General features: G+C 74.2%; 21 protein-coding genes and 1 pseudogene. 13 read left to right on the top strand and 9 right to left on the bottom strand.

The genetic code is table 11. The features are described from left to right. Positions 1-28 precede the first annotated feature (28 nt). Genes HUT16_RS17410 through HUT16_RS17390 form a run of 5 tightly spaced genes read left to right on the top strand, consistent with a single transcriptional unit; the run spans position 29 to position 4,082 of the window. Positions 29-1,141: an MFS transporter gene (locus HUT16_RS17410; protein ID WP_176189083.1), complete on the top strand. Its 1,113-nt coding sequence runs from the start codon at positions 29-31 to the stop codon at positions 1,139-1,141. Next, positions 1,138-1,833: an HAD family hydrolase gene (locus tag HUT16_RS17405; protein ID WP_176189082.1), complete on the top strand. Its 696-nt coding sequence runs from the start codon at positions 1,138-1,140 to the stop codon at positions 1,831-1,833. Before HUT16_RS17410 ends, HUT16_RS17405 begins: the two co-directional genes overlap by 4 nt. Beyond that, positions 1,830-2,585, top strand: coding sequence for a hypothetical protein (locus HUT16_RS17400; RefSeq protein WP_176189081.1), 756 nt, complete (start codon positions 1,830-1,832; stop codon positions 2,583-2,585). Before HUT16_RS17405 ends, HUT16_RS17400 begins: the two co-directional genes overlap by 4 nt. Next, a complete protein-coding gene (locus HUT16_RS17395; RefSeq protein ID WP_176189080.1) occupies positions 2,582-3,118 on the top strand; it encodes a hypothetical protein in 537 nt (178 codons plus the stop codon). The genes HUT16_RS17400 and HUT16_RS17395 overlap by 4 nt, the downstream gene beginning before the upstream one ends. 28 nt (positions 3,119-3,146) lie before the next feature. After that, entirely contained in the window at positions 3,147-4,082 is a 936-nt protein-coding gene (locus HUT16_RS17390) for a DUF4259 domain-containing protein (protein ID WP_176189079.1), read from the top strand. Between the two features lie 123 nt (positions 4,083-4,205). Here HUT16_RS17390 and HUT16_RS17385 read toward each other — a convergent pair whose 3' ends face one another. After that, positions 4,206-4,664 carry a hypothetical protein gene (locus HUT16_RS17385; RefSeq protein WP_176189078.1) on the bottom strand — a complete coding sequence of 153 codons (459 nt, stop codon included), beginning with the start codon at positions 4,662-4,664 and terminating at the stop codon, positions 4,206-4,208. A 26-nt stretch (positions 4,665-4,690) separates the two neighbouring features. Here HUT16_RS17385 and HUT16_RS39770 point away from each other — a divergent pair. The 6 genes and pseudogenes from HUT16_RS39770 to HUT16_RS17360 form a co-directional block, all read left to right on the top strand. Beyond that, positions 4,691-5,242: pseudogene (locus HUT16_RS39770) on the top strand (DUF317 domain-containing protein); the annotation flags it as partial. Between the two features lie 108 nt (positions 5,243-5,350). After that, positions 5,351-5,755 carry a hypothetical protein gene (locus HUT16_RS38245; protein WP_254897844.1) on the top strand — a complete coding sequence of 135 codons (405 nt, stop codon included), beginning with the start codon at positions 5,351-5,353 and terminating at the stop codon, positions 5,753-5,755. Further along, positions 5,749-6,774 carry a hypothetical protein gene (locus HUT16_RS17375; RefSeq protein ID WP_176189076.1) on the top strand — a complete coding sequence of 342 codons (1,026 nt, stop codon included), beginning with the start codon at positions 5,749-5,751 and terminating at the stop codon, positions 6,772-6,774. Before HUT16_RS38245 ends, HUT16_RS17375 begins: the two co-directional genes overlap by 7 nt. A 165-nt stretch (positions 6,775-6,939) precedes the next feature. Continuing rightward, a complete protein-coding gene (locus HUT16_RS17370) occupies positions 6,940-8,280 on the top strand; it encodes a DUF317 domain-containing protein (RefSeq protein ID WP_176189075.1) in 1,341 nt (446 codons plus the stop codon). Positions 8,281-8,363: 83 nt separating this feature from the next. Next, positions 8,364-9,164, top strand: a complete 801-nt coding sequence (locus tag HUT16_RS17365; protein ID WP_176189074.1) for a DUF317 domain-containing protein — start codon at positions 8,364-8,366, stop codon at positions 9,162-9,164. Positions 9,165-9,200: 36 nt separating this feature from the next. Beyond that, positions 9,201-10,517 (top strand): DUF6884 domain-containing protein, encoded by a 1,317-nt coding sequence (locus HUT16_RS17360; protein ID WP_176189073.1) that lies wholly within the window; start codon positions 9,201-9,203, stop codon positions 10,515-10,517. Positions 10,518-10,612: 95 nt separating this feature from the next. On the opposite strand, the gene HUT16_RS17355 is transcribed toward HUT16_RS17360, so the two are convergent. Continuing rightward, entirely contained in the window at positions 10,613-10,756 is a 144-nt protein-coding gene (locus tag HUT16_RS17355) for a hypothetical protein (protein WP_176189072.1), read from the bottom strand. Positions 10,757-10,925: 169 nt separating this feature from the next. Between HUT16_RS17355 and HUT16_RS17350 the strand changes: the two genes are divergently transcribed. After that, entirely contained in the window at positions 10,926-11,327 is a 402-nt protein-coding gene (locus HUT16_RS17350) for a hypothetical protein (protein ID WP_176189071.1), read from the top strand. A 61-nt stretch (positions 11,328-11,388) separates the two neighbouring features. Continuing rightward, positions 11,389-11,772, top strand: coding sequence for a hypothetical protein (locus tag HUT16_RS17345; RefSeq protein ID WP_176189070.1), 384 nt, complete (start codon positions 11,389-11,391; stop codon positions 11,770-11,772). Positions 11,773-11,963: 191 nt separating this feature from the next. Here the strand turns inward: HUT16_RS17345 and HUT16_RS17340 are convergent, their stop codons facing one another. From HUT16_RS17340 to HUT16_RS17310, 7 genes are all read right to left on the bottom strand, one after another. Beyond that, positions 11,964-12,332: a hypothetical protein gene (locus tag HUT16_RS17340; RefSeq protein WP_254897843.1), complete on the bottom strand. Its 369-nt coding sequence runs from the start codon at positions 12,330-12,332 to the stop codon at positions 11,964-11,966. Between the two features lie 214 nt (positions 12,333-12,546). Continuing rightward, a complete protein-coding gene (locus HUT16_RS17335; protein ID WP_176189069.1) occupies positions 12,547-13,773 on the bottom strand; it encodes an ATP-grasp domain-containing protein in 1,227 nt (408 codons plus the stop codon). Between the two features lie 50 nt (positions 13,774-13,823). Next, complete coding sequence (locus HUT16_RS17330; RefSeq protein WP_176189068.1) at positions 13,824-15,032, bottom strand: MFS transporter; 1,209 nt, start codon at positions 15,030-15,032, stop codon at positions 13,824-13,826. 38 nt (positions 15,033-15,070) lie between these two features. Next, complete coding sequence (locus HUT16_RS17325) at positions 15,071-16,330, bottom strand: acetyl-CoA carboxylase biotin carboxylase subunit family protein (protein WP_176189067.1); 1,260 nt, start codon at positions 16,328-16,330, stop codon at positions 15,071-15,073. A 120-nt stretch (positions 16,331-16,450) separates the two neighbouring features. After that, entirely contained in the window at positions 16,451-17,983 is a 1,533-nt protein-coding gene (locus HUT16_RS17320) for a mobilization protein (RefSeq protein WP_254897842.1), read from the bottom strand. 185 nt (positions 17,984-18,168) lie between these two features. Beyond that, a complete protein-coding gene (gene mobC / locus HUT16_RS17315) occupies positions 18,169-18,618 on the bottom strand; it encodes a plasmid mobilization relaxosome protein MobC (protein ID WP_176189066.1) in 450 nt (149 codons plus the stop codon). Between the two features lie 245 nt (positions 18,619-18,863). Continuing rightward, complete coding sequence (locus HUT16_RS17310) at positions 18,864-19,103, bottom strand: hypothetical protein (RefSeq protein ID WP_176189065.1); 240 nt, start codon at positions 19,101-19,103, stop codon at positions 18,864-18,866. Between the last annotated feature and the right edge of the window lie 30 nt (positions 19,104-19,133).

Raw genomic sequence — 19,133 nt, 5'->3', positions numbered from 1 at the left:
AACCCTCACCGGTCGCCTGCCCGCCGCCATGGCGCCGATCGCCCTGCTGCTCACCGTCCGGGCCGAGCACGGCCCCGTCCTGTTGGGCGCCGCCCTCGCCTCGCTCTACGCCTTGGCGAGCGCGATCGGCCAGCCGCTGCTCGGCCGGCTCGTCGACCGCACCCGCCTGGTGCCCGTCGCCGCCGCCACCGCCGCGCTCTCCACCACCGCGTTCGCCCTGCTCGCCGCCTCGGGTTGCACCGCCCACCCGGCCGCCGCCGCGGTGTTGGCCGTGCTCGCCGGAGCCGCGACCCCGCCGCTGGAGGCCGCGATGCGTGCCATGTGGCCCCGCCTGCTGCCCCGGCCCGAGGAACAGCGCGCCGCGTTCACTCTCGACAGCGTCAGCCAGGAGCTGCTCTTCGTCATCGGGCCCCTGACCGCGACCATCCTCGCCCAACTCGCCTCACCCGCCAGCGCCCTGGCGGTGTGCGCGGTCGCCACGGCGGCGGGCACGGCGGCCGTCGCCGCGCAGCAACCCTCCCGCCGCACGCCACCGGCGGCCCACCGCGAGGTGCACTGGACGGGAGCGCTGCGCTCGCGCGGACTGCTGCTCCTGCTGGCCGCGATGTTCTTCCTCGGCGTCAACCTCGGCGCGTTCAACGTGCTCGCGCTCACCCTCGCCGACGCCACCGGCAGCACCTGGCTGGCCGGACTCCTGCCCGCCACCGTGTCCGTCGGAAGCCTGGCCGGCGGGCTCCTCTTCGCCCGCTCGCCCTGGCCGCACCCGCCCAGCCGTCAACTCCTCTACGCTGCAGCCGGATTCGCCCTGTGCGGTCTGCCGCTGCTGCTCGTCACCTCCCCGCCGTTCGTCCTCGCCGTCAGCTTGTGCCCCGGCCTCTACCTCGCCCCGCTGGTGGCCACCGCGTTCCTCCTCGCCGACCGGCTCGCCCTGCCCGGCACCGCGACCGAGGCCGCCGCCTGGCTGATCGCCGTGATCGGCCTCGGCCAGGCGGCCGGCTCCGCCGCTGCCGGCCGCCTCGCCGCTCTGGGCACTACCGGCGCCGCCTGCGTCCCGGTGATGGCCGCCGTCCTGGTCGCCGCGATCCTCGCCGCCCGCCACGACCTCCTCACCCCCACCACCCCTATGGAGAAGCCCGCTTGACCCACCGCACCACCACCGGCTCGACGTCCCGCATCCATCTCGTGTGGGATTGGAACGGGACGGTCCGCGACGACCTCGACGACCACGTCGCGGCCCTCAACGCAACGCTGCCCCGCATCGGCGGCCCCCTGATCGACACCGCCACCTACCGGGCGCTGCACGCCGTCCCGATCCGCGGCTTCTACGACACGCTGGTCGGCCGGACGATCACCGACGAGGAGTGGAGCCGCAGCAACAAGGAGTTCCTCGACGTGCTCCACCGGCGGCCGGTGCGCCTGCGCGCCGGGGTCCGCCAGCTCATGCTGGGCCTGCGAGCGGCCGGCCACCGCCAGAGCCTGCTCTCCCTGGCCCCGCACGATCGGCTGCTGGCCGAGGTCGAGCAGGTCGGGATCGGAGGGCTGCTGGAGCGGATCGACGGCCGAACCGGAGAACCGGCGCACTCCAAGGCCCCGGCCCTGGCCGCCCACCTGGCCGCCCTCGGCGTCGAGCCGAGCCGCGCCCTGGTGATCGGCGACAGCCTCGACGACGCCGTCGCCGCCCAAGAGGTCGGCGCCGTCGCCGTGCTGCACACCGGCGGCCTGCACAGCGCCGAGCGCCTGGCCGCCGCCGGCGTCCCCCTCGCCGACACCCTGCGCGAAGCCGCCGAGATGGGCATCGCCCTCCTGAACAGCCGCCCGGGGGTGGGACGGTGACCCAGCCCGCTCCCCAAGGCGCTCCCCGCTCGACCCGGGTCGGCACCGAGATGGTCCTGCGCATCCTCGACGTACCCGACCTGCGATCGATCCCCGGCTGGAGAGAGGACGAGAACACCCCGCTGGGCCGCTCCGCCGCCGACATCGCCCACCTCGCCCGACGTCTGGACATCCTCCAGCAGACCCTGGTGAACGTGGCCACCAGTATCCGCCGCGATATGGACCGGGTAGTCGACGGCACCGACGTCGACCTGCAGTCCTGCGGTGTCCTCGGCAGCAGCGGTCAGAGCCTGGACTCCCTCATCGTCCGCCGCACCGCGCTCCTCCAAGAGCTGGAGCGCTCCGTCGGGCTCCACCTGGCCCTCGCCGCCTCACCGTTGGCGCCGCCGTTCGGGCAGCGACCCGCTGCACCCGCGCCTGCGAAGAAGGACAAGAAGCTCACCGCTCCCCAGCGAGAGGCGCTGGAGGCGGTGTCCACCGGCAAGGTCACCATGTACAGCAGCAGCAAACGGGGGGAACTGCGGATGCTGACTCACGGGGCGAAGGTCAGCCGCAAGGCTCTCGGCAACCTGCTCCAGCGCAAGCTGGTTGAGCGCGACACCAGCACCAGCCTGTTCGTGGGGCAGACGGTCCGGCCCACCGCCACCGGGCTGCGGATGCTGGCCGTCCAGAACACCGCACCGGCCCCCGCGCCCGCCGCGTCCCCGCGCAGCATCGCACCGGCCATCGCCGCTGCCCGGAGGCCGCGGTGAACGCCGGCCCGGCGCCCGCACGGACGCTCGACGGCACCCCGGCCTTCGCCGGGCGGCTGATCGTCATGGAGCGCCTCGGCCTGGACACCTACGACATGCTGGACCGGCATCCCGATCCCGGTGAACTGCGGACCCTGGCAAGGCTGCTGAGAGGGCAGGCGAACCGGGTCGACGACGCCGACGACCAGCTGCGCCGCCTGGCCGCCTCCGCGATCACCCGCCTGGAACGCACCCGCAACGGCGACCACATGGACATCCGCTCCCACGGCCTGCTGCGCACCCTCGCCACCGACATCGAGACCCTCGCCGCCCGCTACGACCTCGGCGTCGAGCAGCTCGGCCGCGACCTGCACGCCTACCGGCAGGCAGTCGAGCGCTCCACCGGGACCGAGCAGCACTCCCGCACCCAGGCCGCCCAGGCCCGCTCCTCCGCCGCGGCCGCCCCCGACGCCGCGCTCACCGCCGCGGCGCCCGGGACGCGCACCCCGCCCGGCGCCGGAGCACAGCCCGCCCCATCCCGTCCGTCCCGCTGAACCGGGCCAACACGCCCAGGAGGCAAGCTTGGGAACCTGGGACATCGGCGCGTTCGACAGCGACCACGCCGGAGAGTTCGGCACCGAGGTCGGCAACGCCCGGCCGGGGCGCCGAGGCGCCGTCATCGAGGAGCGCCTGATGCGCTTCAACGCCGCGCCCGAACCCGACTACTACCTGCGCGACGAAGCCATCGCCGCCGCGGCCCTGGTGGCCGCGCAGTGCCCCGGCGGACCGGACGGCAGCGCCCCGTACTGGCCCCGGGTGAAGATCCCGCAACTCCCGGCGCACCTGCGCCCGCTGGCCGCCACCGCCCTCGACAAGGTGCTGGCCGGCGTGCAGGACGACATGGAGCTCTGGTGCCGGACCGGCAACCGAGAAAAGGGCGAGCAGTGGCTGGAGGGGATCGAGGACCTGCGAAGGGTCCTCGACCCGCACACCCCGCACACGGTCGCCTACACGCCTGCGCCGCCGCTGCCCACCGAGGTTGGCACCCTCGCCGTCCACCGGGCGCTCGGCGTCGACCGGATCCGCGCCCTGTCCGGCGCGGGAAGCAGCGGCCCGCTGGGCTCACTGGTCCGGCAGCTCGGCCGGGCCGCGCTGCGGCTGGACGCGGCGCACAAGAGCGTCCAGACGGCCGTGGAGCACACGGTGCAGGAACTCGACGGCGTCCGGCAGCGCCTCCAGGACGCCGCCGCCGACTCCGAGGGGGAGTTCCATCCGCGCGACGTGCCCTCCTTCGCGGTCCCCGCCGCGCTCGCAGCGGCCATGGCCCAGCGGGCCGAGCGCCACCGGCACCTGCAGGACCTGATCGGCCTGTACCGGGAGCTGTCCGCCCCGCATCCCGCCGCCGGCCGTGCGGCAGCCGCACGGGCCTCCACCCGCACTTCCTCCCGAACCGCACCCAGCCCCGCGGCGCAGACCGTGCTGCCCGTCCCGGCATCCGACACCGCCCGGCGCCACTGACCGAAAGAACCCCTCATCGACCCCGCTCCCTCCTTCACGAACTTCGGCTTCCGCGTCGACGACCTCGAACCGGCCAGCGCCGAGACCGATGCCCACCTGGCCGTCATGGACCTCGTCGCGGTTTCAGAGCAGCACCGCGTCGACGGTGAGCGCGACACCTCCTATCTCGTCCTCTACAACGGCGCGCACGCGTTCGACGACGTGCCGGGTCTGCTCGCGATGGTCGCTGTCCGCGTCCAGCGCGACCGGGCGGCGGAAGTGGTCGAGATGGAGCGAGCGTGGCACCCCCTGGTCGCCTTGGCCGAAGCCTGGCTGGTCCGGCGCGGCGCCGACCCGGCGGCCTTCACCCGCCACGGCGGGATCGAACCGGCAGACGGGGAGACTGAGCGTATCGAGGTGCTGCTGCGGGGCTCCGGCACCCTCCGGTTCGAAATCCATGACGACTACAGCTTCGACACCCCGCCGTACGACACCTGGGTCATCGCCACCGACACCCTGGCCGCCGACCCCGCCCGGTCGGTGCGCGTCTTCCACGACCGCCGCCAGGTCGACGACGACACCCGCACCCTGCGCGAGGGCCACTTCGCCAGCGTCGAGGAGGCCCTCGCGTGGACCGAAGACCTCGACTCCCCGCTCCCGCTGGCCGTCCTGTCGCCCAGCGCCCGCGCCGCGGCGGCCTTGCTCGGCACCTCCTCCGCGGCCGCCGGCTGGGCGCACGTCGTCAGCGCCCCGCCGCCCGCCGCCCCGCCGGAGCACCGGTCGGCCGCCGAGCCGCTGACCGCCCCTCATCCGCTCCCTGTACCCACGCACCGACCGACCGGTGCCGGCCACCACCGGCTGCTGCGACCGGTGCCCGTCCACCGCAGCCAACCGAAGAGGAAACCCCGACCATCACCACTTCCCTCCACGTCCAACCGCTCTACCTCGCCGGCCCCGGTGACACCTCCGCCGTCACCACGGCTCTCTCCCGCCTCGGCTGGCGCCCGGAGCACAACGGCGTCAGCATCCTGCGCTCGCCCTGCGGGTCAGCACGGCTCGAACCACCGGCCGACGACGACCTCTGGTTCCTCGCCCGTACGGCTCCCGAGGGCGGATACGACCTGTGGTCGGTCACCTTCACCGCCGGCACGCCCGCCGAGATCCTCGGCGCCACCGTACTCACCGTCGCCCACTCACTCCGCGGCGCCGCCCCTACCCGCCTGGAGCGCCTCGGCGACCCCAATAGCGTCATGTCCGGCAGCAACTGGACATACCGTGCACCAAGGTCGATGACCAGCCTGGTACGCACGTGGGTGTCGCCTGATCGGCAGGCCACCGCCGAGTTCAACGAACGCCTCCGCAGCCCGGAGAAGCTGACCATCATGGTCAAGAACGGTCGCGCCGACGCCGGAGGTTGGGCGGCGGACTTCGAGCGCGATGCACCGAACTATGTTGTCAATGCCGCGTTGGAACTGGCCGTCGGCGACCGGAGTGCCGCCCGCCCGGTCAGCGATCTTCCCGTCGCGAACCTGACCCTGCTCTCCACTCCCACCCCGGCCGGAGGCCCGGTCGACCGGCGCTCGGCGGCACTCTCACTCTCGCGCCCTGTCCGCCTGCCCCTGGGGGCGGTGCGTCCGCCCGCACCGGCGGCACCCGCACCGGCTGCGCCACTGACCGGGGGCCGCCGATGCTGACCGGCCCCGACCTCGCCACCACCCCCGACGAACAGGTCGGCACGCTGCTCCAGTTCGGCCAGGACCTCGCCGCCCGGCTGCCGGGCACATGGTCCGCCGACAGCATCGACATCAGCACCGGCGCCGCCCGCTCCGACCTGCACGATCAGTTGTGGGACCAGGCCGTCGCTGACTGGATCTTGTGGGCGCTCGCCTACCAGCGCGCGGGAATCGTCACGGACGGCGGGCTGCGGACGCTGCTCGTCCTGCCACGCCCGCACCCGTACACCGGCCAGTACGCCGTCGCGCCCCTGCTGCCCGAAGCCCTCGGCACCGCCTATGACTTCGAGGACCTCACCCCGCAGGGCATCACCGTCGGCTCCGACCCCGCCCGCGCCGCCTTCGCCGTCCGCACCCGGCTGCTGCCCCGCTACAGCGGCGCCCTGCGCGCCGTGCTGGCACGGGAGATCGGCACGAGCCCGCCTAGCGGAGCCGAGACGGCCGACGGGACCGCCGCCGGCGAATCCGGCTCGGAGCCCGAGGACGCACCCGCGTACGTGAGCGACGGCCGCCGCTGGCACAGCGATCCGCGCGACGCCCTGGTGCTGCGCCAAGCCGTTCGGTCCCTGCTGCTCGCCGCCGAAGTGCGCTTCGACGAGGAGCTGACGGGCGCCACGGACGTCCTGGCGGGCGGCGGCGAATACATCTGCGACCGCGAGGGCCTCGATGCGGACCTCGCGCCGGTCATCGAGGCCGCCGCCCTCACCGCGGTGCTGGACGCCGCCGGCCTGCGCGTGCACTCCCTCCTGGACCCGGCACTGCCCGACCGCGTGGAGCAGCTGGAGTCCTGGCCGCAGCAGCGGCAACGCCAGGCGTTCCAACTCGCCGCCCGCCCCCTCGCCCCGCAGGCCGCCGGCCGGCACGCTGCCGCGCGCGTCCGCTCCGCCACACACCCGGCGCCAGTCATCCGCCCCGCCACCGCAGCGGCCCCCGCCCCCGCCCCGCCGGCTGCCCACCTGCCGGCCCGACCGACCCTGTGAAGGAACCCCGTTCTGCCCACTGCCCCGCACCTGCTCGTCCGACCGCTGCACCTCGCCGGCCCCGGCACAGGCACCGACGACGCCATCGCCGACCTTGTCGACCACTTCGGCTGGAGGCTGCACCGCAGCACCTACTCCGGCCCGGTCCTGCGCTGCCCCCAGCAGATGGCGTGGCTGGGCCGCCGCTTCGACCTCCTCGGTGAATCCCCCGGTTGGGAACTGGAGTTCTCGAACCCGATGTGGACACGTCGGCCCTGGTGGTTCGCCTTCGACGACGCCACCCCGGGCGAGGTCACCGCCACCGTCCTGTCCGACCTCGCGCACCGGCTGGAGTACGCCTCCGGGCAAGCCTGCTACCCGGCACCCGGCTGGGGCGGTGCCCTCGCGGTGCTGCGGGAGGGCGGGTGGGCGCTCGGGCAGCGCGACGGCCACGACGTCCTGCTCGCCCCCGACCGCCTGGCCGCCCTCACCCGCTCCCTGTACGACGAGAGCGCCCCCACGGTGCTCACCGGCGCCGCCGACCACGGCACGTGGAGCGTCACCTTCAGCCCGCACGCCCCCGCCTTCCTGCTGCACAGCGCCGCGGCCGCCCTGCTGCGCCCGGCGGTGCGCCCGACGGACCAGGTGCCCGCCGCTCACCGGGAGCGGATGTCTCTCGAACCGCTCCCGCCTTCGCCGGGGCCCCGCTCCCTGGTCTCCCCCCGTTACCTGGCCGGCCCTGCGGACCGCGGGCCGATGCCGCCGCGCCTCTCGGACCTGTGGCACGCCGCCAAACCCGGCCAGGTGGTCAGCCCCTGCGGACGGGCACGCATGGAGACAAGCCCAGAGGGTGGCCTGCGGGTGTACGCGAACCCGCACCCCCTCGATATCAACGTGGCGTGGCGGGCACGCTTCACCCCGAACACGCCCAGCGAGATTACCGACGCCTGGCTGGAGCACCTGACCGACTCGGTGGCCGCCGACATCGACCTCGGTACCGACTTCACCTACGTCCAGGGCGGGGACATGACGCTGGGTGAGGCCGTCGACCCGCTCACCTCGGCCGGATGGAGCGCGTACTCCGACGCCACCTGTCTGCGCCTGCGCGCGCCCGGCGGTTACGCGAGCGCGAGCATCCCGCACGGCCGGGCCCCGCACTCCCCGCAGACCACGATCGCCGAAGCCCTCGCTAGCCCCCTGCGCTGGGGCGCATCCTTCGACGTCACCGCCCCCTCGGGACGCTGGCACGCCCACCTGACCAGTCTCACCCCGCCGCACCTTGTCCGCGCCCTGATAACGGAGCTGGCCGACCCGGCCCCGCTCCCGCGCGACGCCGGCCGGATTCCTCGGCAGCTCCTCACCTCGGTGCGCCTCGCGGCCGCTTCCCCGCCGCTGTCCCCGGCCGCAGCCGCCTCGCGCGTGCGCAGCCTGCACACCGCACCGTCACCCGGCACGGCCCCGGCCGCTCCCCGCCCGACACCGCAAGCGGCCGACCAGTCGGCCCGCCGCACCGCGCACACCCGATAACCGCCGCCCCACCACCGGAGACTGCCCTGTCCACCAGCTTCCGCGACCTGATCGAGCGCCAGGACTGGGCCGATCCCTCCAACATGGTCGCCGTCACCCCCCGCCACTTCGTCGGCCCTCTGCACGACGACGAGCGGCTCCTCGCCGAGTTCCTCACCGACCGGGGCTGGCAGCAGCCCCGCGAAGACCGGCTGATCCGCTCCTGCGGCCGACTCGGCGTCCACCTGCCGCGCGGTACTTTCCCCGAGTGGACCGTGTGGGGCGCCCAGCACCACGGGGCCCAGATCGCCTGGAGCCTCACCGTCCGCTCGTCCGTCCCGATCGAACTGCTGGCCGCCACCGTCACCGAGGCGGAAGTCATCCTGGACGAGGCCCCGGCCGGCGCCCGCGAGCCCTACGTCCGGGGCCTGCTGGCCCTCGGGCTGATCCCCCTGGCCCGGGCCGGCTGGACGGACGAGGTCAACCCGCGCGGAGCCGTCACCTTCCGGCCCCCCGACGGCTACGCCAACGCCGTTGCCAAGGTCCCGTCCGGCCTGCACGAGCTGCGGGGGAGGGCCGCCGCGACCGTCTCCTCCTACGGCCCCAACAGCTACTGGGAGGCGCAGTTCACCACCGGCACCCCCTCGCGCGTCCTGGCCGCCTTCACCCGCGAACTCGCCAGCGACGAACCCCTGCTGCGCACCGCCGACTTCCGCGACCTCACCTACACCCGCCCGCACGTCACCATCCGCTCCCTCGCCGAGACCGGCGAGGAGGGCCTCTCGCCCGCGGCGCTGGCGGCCCGCAGCAAGAGCAGCGCCCCCACCCCGGCCCCCGCGCCGGTCTCCTCCACCCCTTCGGCCGCCCCGGCCACCGCCGCCCCGGCGAACACCGCCGGCCGGTAGAACACCGCGCCGACACCGACCCCGTGAACGGAACCCATGCCCACGCCCACCGACCCGATCGACGCCGTCTCCACTGCCGTCCGCGGCATCCAGCAGGCCATGGCCGACTGGAACGCGGTCAGCGACTCCTTCTGCGACAGGGACGGCCAGGTCGTGGACACCGGCGGCTGGGAGAGCGGCATCGTCACCCGAGACCTCGCCGCCTGGCGGCACTTCCGGGCCGTCCTGGAGCACGGCGTCCCCTTCCTGCTCCTGACCAAGGACGTCGCCCGCCCCACCACGCCCGACGTCACCCACGCCCACCGCACCCTCGTGGCAACCCTTTCCAGCGCCCATCGCACCCTCCACGCGATGATCGACTCCCCGCACGAGGAGGACCACCCGCTGCGGGAGAACGTCGCGGCCGAGATCTGGCACGAGATCGTCAGCTGGGCCGAGCACGCGCCCCTCGTCCTGGACGCCCGGCGGCGCGCCGAAGCCGCCCCGCCGAAGGCCGCCCTGCCCAGGCCCACGCGGGCGGAGCGGACCGCGCTCGTGCGCACCGCCGCCGGCCGGATGCCCGACGTCGCGCACGCAGCGGTCCTCGCCGCCGCGGCCCAGCCCGAGCACCTCCTCGACAAGCGCTTGCACCAGCGCACGCTGGACTACCTGATCGAGCGGGGCATGGCCCAGGTCCGGCCTCTGCCCGACGGCCACCGGATCACCCGCGACCACCAGTTCGCACTCGCCGTCCACCTCACCGAGGCCGGACGCCAGTACGCGCTGGAGCAGGGAGCCCGCGCCCTGCCGCGCCGCGCGGTCGTCGTCGCCTGCGGATCCCGCAAGGCCGCCCCGGCACCCGGGGCGACCACCGTGCCGGCCGGAGACCTCTACACCGGCAGCTACCACCGGGCCCTGCGCCGCACCGCCGAGGTCCTCACCGGCGACTGGGGCACCGTCTACATCCTCTCCGCCCAGGCCGGGCTGGTGCCCACCGACCGCCTCCTGGCCCCCTACGACCTCCGCATCACCGACCCGCGTGCCGTCACCGGCGAGCAACTGCGCCACCAGGCAGCCGCGCTCGACCTGGAGCACGCCGACGTGATCTTCCTCGGCGGCGGCAAGTACGCGCGCGCCCTCGCCTCCGCGGTCCCGCACCGCGCGATGCCGCTCGCCGGCACCCGCGGCATGGGCGAGCAGCTGCAACTGCTCAAGCACGCCCGCGCCGACACCGACGACGGCCTCCAGCTGCGCACCGCCTGGTGGGCGCAGGCCGATTTCATCCGCACCCGGCAAGCCGCCTCGCGAGCAGCGAATTTCGGCCGCCCGGCCGCCCTCCCCGGCACCGCCGACCGCTCCGCACCCAGACGCTGACCACCACCCCGGCGTGACCGACTCCCGCCGCTCTCGTTGGACCGCCCGACGGGCGGCGCGCTCCGACACCCCCCGGTACGCGCGCCGCCCTGCGCTCACCGCCCCGACCCCCACACCCCGCAGTCCAGCTCGTGGACGCTGGTGACCATCACCGTCCCGCCCAGCGCCACCCTGCGGGTCACCGCCGCCGTGCAGCAGCGCACCGGCTCCGCCGCTCGCTCGGGGCCGGCCCGGGGCACGGGCGGATCCGCAGCATCCTCACCGCCGCGGCCGACGGCGTCCTGCTCAAGCTCGTACAGGCTGATACCGAGCTGCGCCGCACGGGCACGGCGTCGGCTCCTACGGGGTCCTCGACGGTTCACCGCACCAGCATGCCCGCCCAACTCCCGGACATGGCGGAACCGGCCCGTGCCGGGCCGAACGCCCCGGAGCTGGAGTCGTGGAACTTCGGCGCGGTGTTCGCCTGGGGCAGACGCCATCCGCTACGCGAACCGGCCTGACCAGAGCAAACATGGACGTTCCCCCCCGCCCGACAGGAAGGGACGCCCCATCACCTCCACTCCCGCCGTCCCGGACTCCAAGCTCGTCGGCCTCTTCGCCTCGGTCCGCTACATCGCTATCGTCGGCACCGTCGCCACCGCCTCCACCGCCGCCGTCTGCCTGGTCCTGCACCACGTACTCCTGTGCACTTCCCTCGCCCTGACCTGCTGCCAGCAGGTCAGCCTCCAGATCAAGCTCCACCGGCTCCAGAACACCGTGCTGGCCCTCGCCGTCGCGCAGGTGCCGCCGCAGCGCCGCCCTTCCGAGTAGCCGACGGCACACCGCCACCCCGGCCCGTCCGACCCCCTCGCTCCGCCGATCTGGAGAAGCCTTGAAGCCGAAGCTGTTCGTCCGCACCCGTAAGGCCGCTGTTCTGCTCTGGGGCGCCGCGAGCGCTGCCACGGCGCTGACCTGCGCCGTCCTCACCGTCCACGACGCCTTCGACCATGACCCCGTTGTCGCCTGGCATCTGATCGTCATGGGCCTGGCCGCCTTCAACCTTTGGGGCGCCGCCACCGTCTTGGATCGGCGCACCGACACTGAGGTCTTGCACCGCCTGCGGCTGGTCCGGACCCCCAGCAGCGCCGCCGATCTCGCCCGCCACCTCGGCCGCCGACCCGGCCCGGTGCGCCTGAGCCTGCTGCGCCTGGTCCGCCGGGGCCAGGCCGTGCAGGCGGACATCGTCAGCGGTGTTGCCCGCTACACCGTCCGCTGACCGGCGCAGCCCGCCGACGGCGGGAGTGCTGAAACACGTAGGGCCCGCACCGCGAACGCGGTGCGGGCCCTACGTGTTTGTCGTGCCGGTCGGCTTCGGGGCGGCGGCGCCCTACGGGCTGCCGGTCGAACGAGGACGGGCCTGCCGGAGCATCGGCGAGCTGCTGGTGGTGCGGGGAACCGCGCCGGCTACTACCCGAAGTAGGTGTAGGCGAGGAGGCCGTCGAAGCCGAGGCCGCGGTACATCTCCTCCATGCTGCTCCACTCGGTATCGGGGCCGGGAAGTCGCGCCTCGATGGCGCCCTTGGTGTCCAGGTCGTGCTCCAGCCACTCCATGGTGCAGCGGCAGCGGACGAAGACCTCGGGACCGATCGTGGTCAGGAGCCAGTCGCGCTCGGCGCCGCAGGCCGGGCAGGTGATGAGGGTGCCGCGCGGGGTGAGCGGGGCGGGGTGGGGGATGGCCAGGACGGCGGGCGGCTCCGGCGCGGGCTCGGGGCTCTGGCCGAAGCGGTAGTGGGTGTATCGGGGGGTGTGGGGGTCGCGGCCGTCGGGAGTAGTCAAGGAGCCCCTCTCGCGTGGTGTCGTGCGAGAGGGTAAATGCTCGGAGACGAGAGTTAGTTCCGTAATGTCAGGATTTGCCGATGTGGGGTGCGTCACTCCGTTTCGTGCTGTCGGTCTTGTCGGGGAAGGGAGTTGACGGCTGTGAGGCTGTCGGTGGGAGGGTGGCGGTGCGGCGGGCCCGGCGTGAGCAGTGCGTCGGGCCCGCCGCTCGGGGTCAGCCGGTGGGGGAGAGGCGGATGTCGAGCAGCGCGGCGGCGTGGTTGAGGCGTTCGTCGACCTCGGCCGTGGTGGTGCCGGTGGCGACGAGGTGGGCGAGGCGGGAGGTGTGGAGGGTGCCGCCGTCGGCGGGCAGCAGGATTTGCTGGCCGGGTCCGCGTTCCCAGCGAAGGCGCTCCAGCCAGGCGGGGGTGCCGAGTTCGGGGCGGGCCTGGGCGTGGTGGACGGTGCCGGAGGAGTGGGGGGAGATGAAGCGGACGCCGGCGGTGGCGCGGCGGGTGGGGGTGAGGTCGACGGGGCGGCCCAGGGCGAGGTCGGCGGCGACGGCGGGCAGGTCGATGCCGGTGGCGAGGTTCACCAGGTGGCCGATGAGGTCGCCGCCGAGGCGGCCGTTGGCCTCGATCAGGCGGGGCCCGGTGGGGGTCAGGCGCATCTCGACGTGGCTGATGCCGCGGGTGACGCCGAGGGCGGCGAGGGCGGCGGCGGCGACTGGACCGACCCGGTCGAGCAGCGGGTCCTCGGCGGTGACGGTGTGTCCGATCTCGTCGAACCGAGGCTCCGGGCCGAGCTGCTTGTGGGTGACGGCGACGGGGGTGGTGATGCCGTGGACGGTGACGCACTCGACGCTGATCTCCGGGCCCGGCAGGTACTCCTCCACCAGGACCCCGCCGTCCTGCGCGGCCTGGTCGGCGTAGGCGAAGGCGGCGGCGAGCTCCTCGGCGGTCTCGGCCTTGACGACGCCGATGCTGCCCGCGTGGGAGGTCGGCTTGAGGACGACGGGGAAGCCGATGCGGCGGGCGGCGGCGGTGGCCTCGGTGAGGGAGGCGGTGTGGATCGAGAGGGCGGAGGGCACGCCGTCGGCGGCCCAGACGGCGCGGGCGGCGCTCTTGTCGCGGCAGGCGGCTGCGGTCGCTGCGCCCGGGCCGGGCAGGTGGAGGTCGGCGGCGACGGTTGCGGCGGGCACCAGGCAGTACTCGTCCCAGGTCAGGACGCCCGCGATCTCGTGCCGGGCGGCGAGGCGGGCGACGGCGGCGCGCAGGGCGTCCAGGTCGTGGGGGTCGGCGACCTCGTGGTCGCGCAGGTGCTCCAGCTGCCAGGTCGGCGCGGCGGCGTCGATCAGGGCGACGGGGTGGCGGCGGGCGACGCTCTCCAGGCAGTAGGCCCGGTAGGCGGGGTTGCCGATGGCGATCACGACGAGCACGCGGTCGGTGTCGGGGTGGGGCATTCGGTCCTTTCGGGGAACAGCGGAAGTGGTCGTGGACGGCGTGGCCGGGGTCAGGGCCGGTGCGCCAGGGGGCGGTTGTCCTGCCGGGTGAGGGCGGCGGCGCACAGCGCGGCGAGCAGTGCGCTGCCGGCCCAGAGCCAGCCGGTGCCGAGGTCGAGTGCGGCGGCGCCCAGCAGCGGGGCCAGGAGGGCGGAGCCGCCGAACGCCGAGCCCCAGATGCCGAGGTAGCGGCCCCGGGCACTGTCGGGGGCGAGGGAGGAGACGTGCGCGGCGGCGCCCACGCAGAACGTGATCTCGCCGACCGTCCACACCACGGCGGCGCCGACGTACCCGGCCGTGCTGTGCGCGAAGGCGTTCGCGCCCATGCCGAGCCCGATGGCGGCCGCGCCCGCGGCGCACACGCGCAGCGGCGCGGTGCGGTCCATCCACGGCTGCAGCAGCGGCTGCAGGGCCAGGACGGCGAGCGCGTTGGCGACGTTGACCGCGCCGTAGACGCCTGCGGACAGGCCGTCGGCGTGGATGGCCAGCGGCACGCCGTAGACCATCTGCTGGTAGACCGTCAGGACGCCGAGCGAGAGCGCGCTGAAGGCCAGCAGGCGTCCGTCGCGCAGCGCCTGGTGCTGGCCGGAGGGGTTGGTGCCGCCGCGGCCGGCGGGCCGTTTGCCGCCGGGCAGGGCGAGGATGGCGAGGGCGAAGACGGTGCAGGTGGCGGCGTCGACCGCGCACAGCCAGGTGATGTGGGAGGAGGCGAGGTAGCCGCCGACGACGCCGGACAGGGCGCCGCCGACGTTCAGCGCCCAGTACTGGATGCCGTAGCCGCGGGCACGGCGCTCGGCGGGGACGAGGTCGGCGATCCACGCGCCGACGGCGGTGCGCGGCGCGTCGAAGACCAGCCCGATCACCGCCGCCAGGGTCATCAGTTCGGGGACGGTGGTGGCGCGGGCGAGCAGCGCGTACGCGGCGGCGGTGGCGGCGAGCGCGCCGGCGATGGTCGTCTTGCGGCCGAGGCGGTCGGCGGCCGCGCCGGCCAGCGGCTGGCCCAGCACCCACCCGACGCCGAACACTGCCAGCACGGTCCCGGCCTGGGCGGCGGACAGGTGCAGGCTGGTGACCAGGTACAGGGTGAGGTAGGGGACGAGGACGGCTCCGGTGCGGCTGACGCCGAATCCGGCTGCCAGCACCCAGAAGGCGAGGGGGAAGCGGGCGGGCGCGGGCGGGGGTGCTGTCGCCGGGAGGTGGTCGGCGGCGGCGTTCGGCAAGGGGGAGGCTCCAGGGAAGGTCGATGGGGGAGGGGCGGTCAGGTCCGGGAGGGGAGGGAGTCCTCGTCGACGCGCAGGTCGAGGGCGGTGTACAGGTCGGCGACGGCCCGGTCGACGACGTCGTTGTCGCAGCTGCCGTAGAGGATCCGGCCGGCGGTGGTCATGGTGCCGATGCCCTCGGGCACCTGGTCGCCGACGGTCAGGCGGATGTCGGCGTCCAGCACGCCGGGCAGGGCCTCGATGGTGGCGCGGTCGGCGACGCGGGTGACCCTGCCGGGCGGCGCGGAGATCATCGCGGCGGTGAGCGCCGCGAAGCGCGCAGTGGTACCGAGGACCGGGAACTGGTCGGCGGCCAAGGCGGCGAGGGTCTGCGGCAGGTCGAAGGCGTACATGCGGGAGGCGAGTTCGGTGATCGCACCGCCGCCGGGCCGGGCGGCGGCCTCGCCGACGACCCACCCCAGGTCGCGGGTCTCCAAGATCTCGCAGTGCACCACGCCGGTCTGCTGGCCCAGTGCGGCGGCGGTGCGGCGGGCAAGGTGAACCAGGTGCCGGGCCACCGGCAGGTCCGGGCGCAGCACGGTGTCGTAGGAGCGGCCGTTGAGGGTGGTCAGCAGCGGGGCGTTGTAGCGGCCGGGCACCGCGAGGAGGACATCGCCCCGGTAGACGTACAGGTCGACGAAGTACTCGGCTTCGACATCGAGGTACTTCTCGACGAGGAACCCGTTCGCCGCCTCGTGGAGGGAGTCCAGGACGTGGCCGGCGGTGAACCGCCCGGTGGGGTCGGTGGCCCGGGTGTCGAACGCGCCCTGGTCGGCCAGCTCCCGCAGGTGCTGCTCGTCGTTGACCACGAGGGTGTGCACCGAGGCGAGGCCGGCGCGGGGCTTGACCAGGACGGGCCACCCGTACTCCTGGGCGAACTCGGGGATCTGCTCGGCCCGGTGGATGACGCGGTGCGGCGCGACCTGGAGGTCGGCGGCGGCCAGCGCGGTCTTCATGACGGCCTTGTCGGTGTAGGCGAGGGCGCCCTCCAGGCTCAGGCCGGGCAGGCCGCGCAGCTCGCGCAGGTAGGCGGCGGCGACGACGGCCTGCTCGTCGATGGTGGCGACGGCGTCGAGGTGCGGCAGCCACGGCTCGAGTTCGGCGAGCGCGTCCATGTCGTCCCAGTGGGTGACGGTGTACCGGCCGGGGTCATCGGCGCTGCCGGTGCCGACGGGCTGAAGCAGGAAGACGGTGTGGCCGGCAGCGGCGAGGGCGTGCTCCAGGACGGGGTTGCCGGTGGACAGGACGAGGATGCGCATCGGGGCGGCTCCAGACGTGGAAGGGGAGTTGGGGAGAGCGGAGTTGGCTCGGTACTCGGGATCGGTGCGGGGTGGTGCGGCCGCCGACGGAGCCGAAGGGGGCGTCCGTCGGCGGCCGGGTCAGCGGCGGCGGGACGAGTCGGCCGGACGGGTGTCGGCGACGGCGGCCGCAATGGAGGTGCCGGCGGGTTCCGGGGTCGGCCGGCGGGCCGGGACGGGGAGCTTGGCCAGGTGTCGCACCCGCCAGGTCAGCACTGCGGTCACGGAGTCCGCGGTGCCCAGCTCCCGCCAGGCCCGGGCGCGCTCCAGCAGCGCCTGCGGATCGTGGCCGACAGCCTCGGCCTCGGCCAGAGCGGCGGCGAGCGCGTCGAACTCCGGCTCGGCCAGCAACCGCCCGGCCTCGCCGGGGGCCGCCCGGCGCAGGGCCTGCTCCTGGCGCCCGCGCACCTCCGGGGGCAGCTGCCGGCCGCGCTGCGCGAGTGCGGCCATCGGCCGGGCGGCGGCCTGGCGGTAGGCGGCTCGCAGGTGCTCGGCGCTGGCACGGGCGGCGGCGGCCTGCTGGCGGTGGCCGTGTTCGGCGTGCCAGCGGCTGCTCGCGATCACCAGCAGCAGTAGCGCGGCCAGCAAGGTGGCCGCGGCGGCGGCGTCCGGCGCCCGGTTGGTGGTGTAGCCGCCTGCCAGGATCTGCCGGGCCGCCGAGCGCATGCCGTAGTCCGCGTCGCGGGCGGCCCGGATGTGCGAGCGCGACGCCCGCTCGTACGCCCTGGCGGCCGCGAGGAGTTCGGCCCGCTGCGCGGGCATCGCCGTGCCTACGAGCGCGTCCAGCACCTCGCCCGTGTCGGCGATGACCGCGGCGGCGCCCTGGTCGTCCTCACCGTCGAGGACATCGAGGACGTCGTCGACGGCGGCGGACGCCACGTAGCGGGCCCGGGCCGGGGCGGAGCGGCGCTCGCCCGCCAGCCCAGCCGCCGGGGACTGCCGCTCCTCATCGGCCCCGGTGCCCGGTGCGCCGAAGCGGGCCCGGATCTTCGGCAGCGTCAGGTCCGGCGCCAGCCGATACCCGCCGAAGAACACCGGATTCCCGGCGGCGTCGCGCTCGCCGACGACGGCCACGCTGTAACCGAAGGTGTCCCCGGACGGGCCCGTCTTGCGGTTGACCAGCACACCGGTGCTCTCCAGCCGGGCGAAGAACTCCTCCTCGCTGTCCGCGCCGGCCAGGGCCTGACGGACCGCATCACGGAGCCGCTGCCGACTGGTGTCGGGATGGCCCAACCGCTGGGCCTTGTGCTTCTCCCGGTTGCTCGGCTCCTTCGCCTTCGTGCCGTCGCCCGGGTTGAGCTCGCGCAGCCCCCACTCCTTCTCGATCTTGCGGCACTCCGCCTGCGCCCGGCTGAAGTCGTGCTCGATGTCGGCCTTGCGCAGGTCGCCGCGCACGATGGTGGCGGCGATGTGGATGTGGTCGGCGGCATGTCGCACCGCCACCCACCGGCAGCCGTCCGGGTCGCCCTCGGGCGCGATACCGGTGGCGGCGACCACCCGCCGGGCCACCTGCGCCCACTCCTGCTCACTGAGCGGCCGGTCCTCCGGGGCGGTGCGGACCGAGCAGTGCCAGACGTGTCTCTTCAGCGCCCGCTTGGTGCCGCGCTGCTGCACCCGCAGCTCCAGCGCGCTCTGGAGTTGCTTGAGCGAAGCACCCGGGTCGCGGCCCGGATCGGGCGCGAAGTTGTCCCAACTCGCGATCAGGTGCGGGTCGGTGTGCTCATCCCGCCGGCCAGGGCCATAGAGGTAAGCGAGCAGCCCGTACAGCCGCGACCCGCGGGTGATGTTGGGGTTCAGGACTACTTCCGATCCCTCAGCAGACCTGAGGCGGTCGAGTCCAGTTGGGTGATCGTGTCGCGGACCGCCGCGAGCGCGGCCACCAGGTCCGCCGGGTGCGGGATCCCACCGGAGTTCAGCTGGTGGGCAATCTGGTTCAGGTTGTTGCCGGCACGGGCAGCTTCGCTGCGCGCGGCGGAGAGCGCGTCGATCGCTCGGTCGAGCTGGTCGGTGGAGTCGAGGGAGGAGTCGGGACGGGATGCGGCGCTCAGCGCGACGCTCGCGACGAAGCGGGCGACGGTCACGGCGCGCTCGTCAGCAGCACGACGAATCGCTGCTTGCTCGTCGCTGCTCACACGGATCGTCAAGAAGCGCTTGCGTTGCACGGGGAAGTGGTGGCGGCGACGCGGACGGCGGACGGGGCGCTCGTCGGTGTACTCGTCATCGTCGTAGTCGATGGACTCGATGCTCATCAGGTGCTCTGGTCTTCCTGTCGGTTCGTCCTCCGGAGCCCCCTGGCTCCGGAGGCTGGGATTCGAGCCGAGCGCCCTCGCTCGGCTCGAATCCCAGCTCCCCGCCCTCGCGGGCGGGGCCGAGCCCTTGGAGTGCCCTTTAGGGCACTCCAAGGGGATAGCTCGCTCCGCCGTAGGTGGCAACTCGCTTGCCATGAAAGCGGGTTGAAGGCTTCTCGGCGGGGGTTCGCGTTGCTCGCGGCCGGCTAGAAATCGGCGTCCATGTCGGCCAGTCCGCGGGCGGCGAACGCGCCGATCACGTGGTCCATGACCAGCTCCTCGACCTGGTCCGCGGTGAGATGCTCGGGGTGTCCGGTGCCGGTGCGGCGGACCCTCCACCGGCCGCCCCCGAGCTGCTCGGCCGTGTGCAGGTGGCGGTGGGTGACGAGGACGGTCATGAAGTCGCCGACGATGTCCTGGTCGATGGTGAGAACGGCGGTGCTCATGGGGGTGCTCCTGGAGTGGGTCTGGGGGAG

Origin of the sequence: Kitasatospora sp. NA04385 (assembly GCF_013364235.1) — a bacterium.
In the GTDB taxonomy this organism is placed as follows: Bacteria; Actinomycetota; Actinomycetes; order Streptomycetales; family Streptomycetaceae; genus Kitasatospora.
The sequence above is the reverse complement of the archived record's forward strand: the minus strand, read 5'-3'. Positions and strand labels throughout refer to the sequence as shown.

Bases quoted from the DNA above. Each gene is read 5' to 3' on its own strand.
- HUT16_RS17365 (WP_176189074.1), top strand. From the start codon at position 8,364: ATGGTCGCCGTCACCCCCCGCCACTTCGTCGGCCCTCTGCACGACGAC.
- HUT16_RS17310 (WP_176189065.1), bottom strand. From the start codon at position 19,103: ATGAGCACCGCCGTTCTCACCATCGACCAGGACATCGTCGGCGACTTC.
- HUT16_RS17375 (WP_176189076.1), top strand. From the start codon at position 5,749: ATGCTGACCGGCCCCGACCTCGCCACCACCCCCGACGAACAGGTCGGC.
- HUT16_RS17410 (WP_176189083.1), top strand. From the start codon at position 29: ATGGCGCCGATCGCCCTGCTGCTCACCGTCCGGGCCGAGCACGGCCCC.
- HUT16_RS17360 (WP_176189073.1), top strand. From the start codon at position 9,201: ATGCCCACGCCCACCGACCCGATCGACGCCGTCTCCACTGCCGTCCGC.
- HUT16_RS38245 (WP_254897844.1), top strand. From the start codon at position 5,351: ATGACCAGCCTGGTACGCACGTGGGTGTCGCCTGATCGGCAGGCCACC.
- HUT16_RS17325 (WP_176189067.1), bottom strand. From the start codon at position 16,330: ATGCGCATCCTCGTCCTGTCCACCGGCAACCCCGTCCTGGAGCACGCC.
- HUT16_RS17335 (WP_176189069.1), bottom strand. From the start codon at position 13,773: ATGCCCCACCCCGACACCGACCGCGTGCTCGTCGTGATCGCCATCGGC.
- mobC (WP_176189066.1), bottom strand. From the start codon at position 18,618: ATGAGCATCGAGTCCATCGACTACGACGATGACGAGTACACCGACGAG.
- HUT16_RS17370 (WP_176189075.1), top strand. From the start codon at position 6,940: ATGGCGTGGCTGGGCCGCCGCTTCGACCTCCTCGGTGAATCCCCCGGT.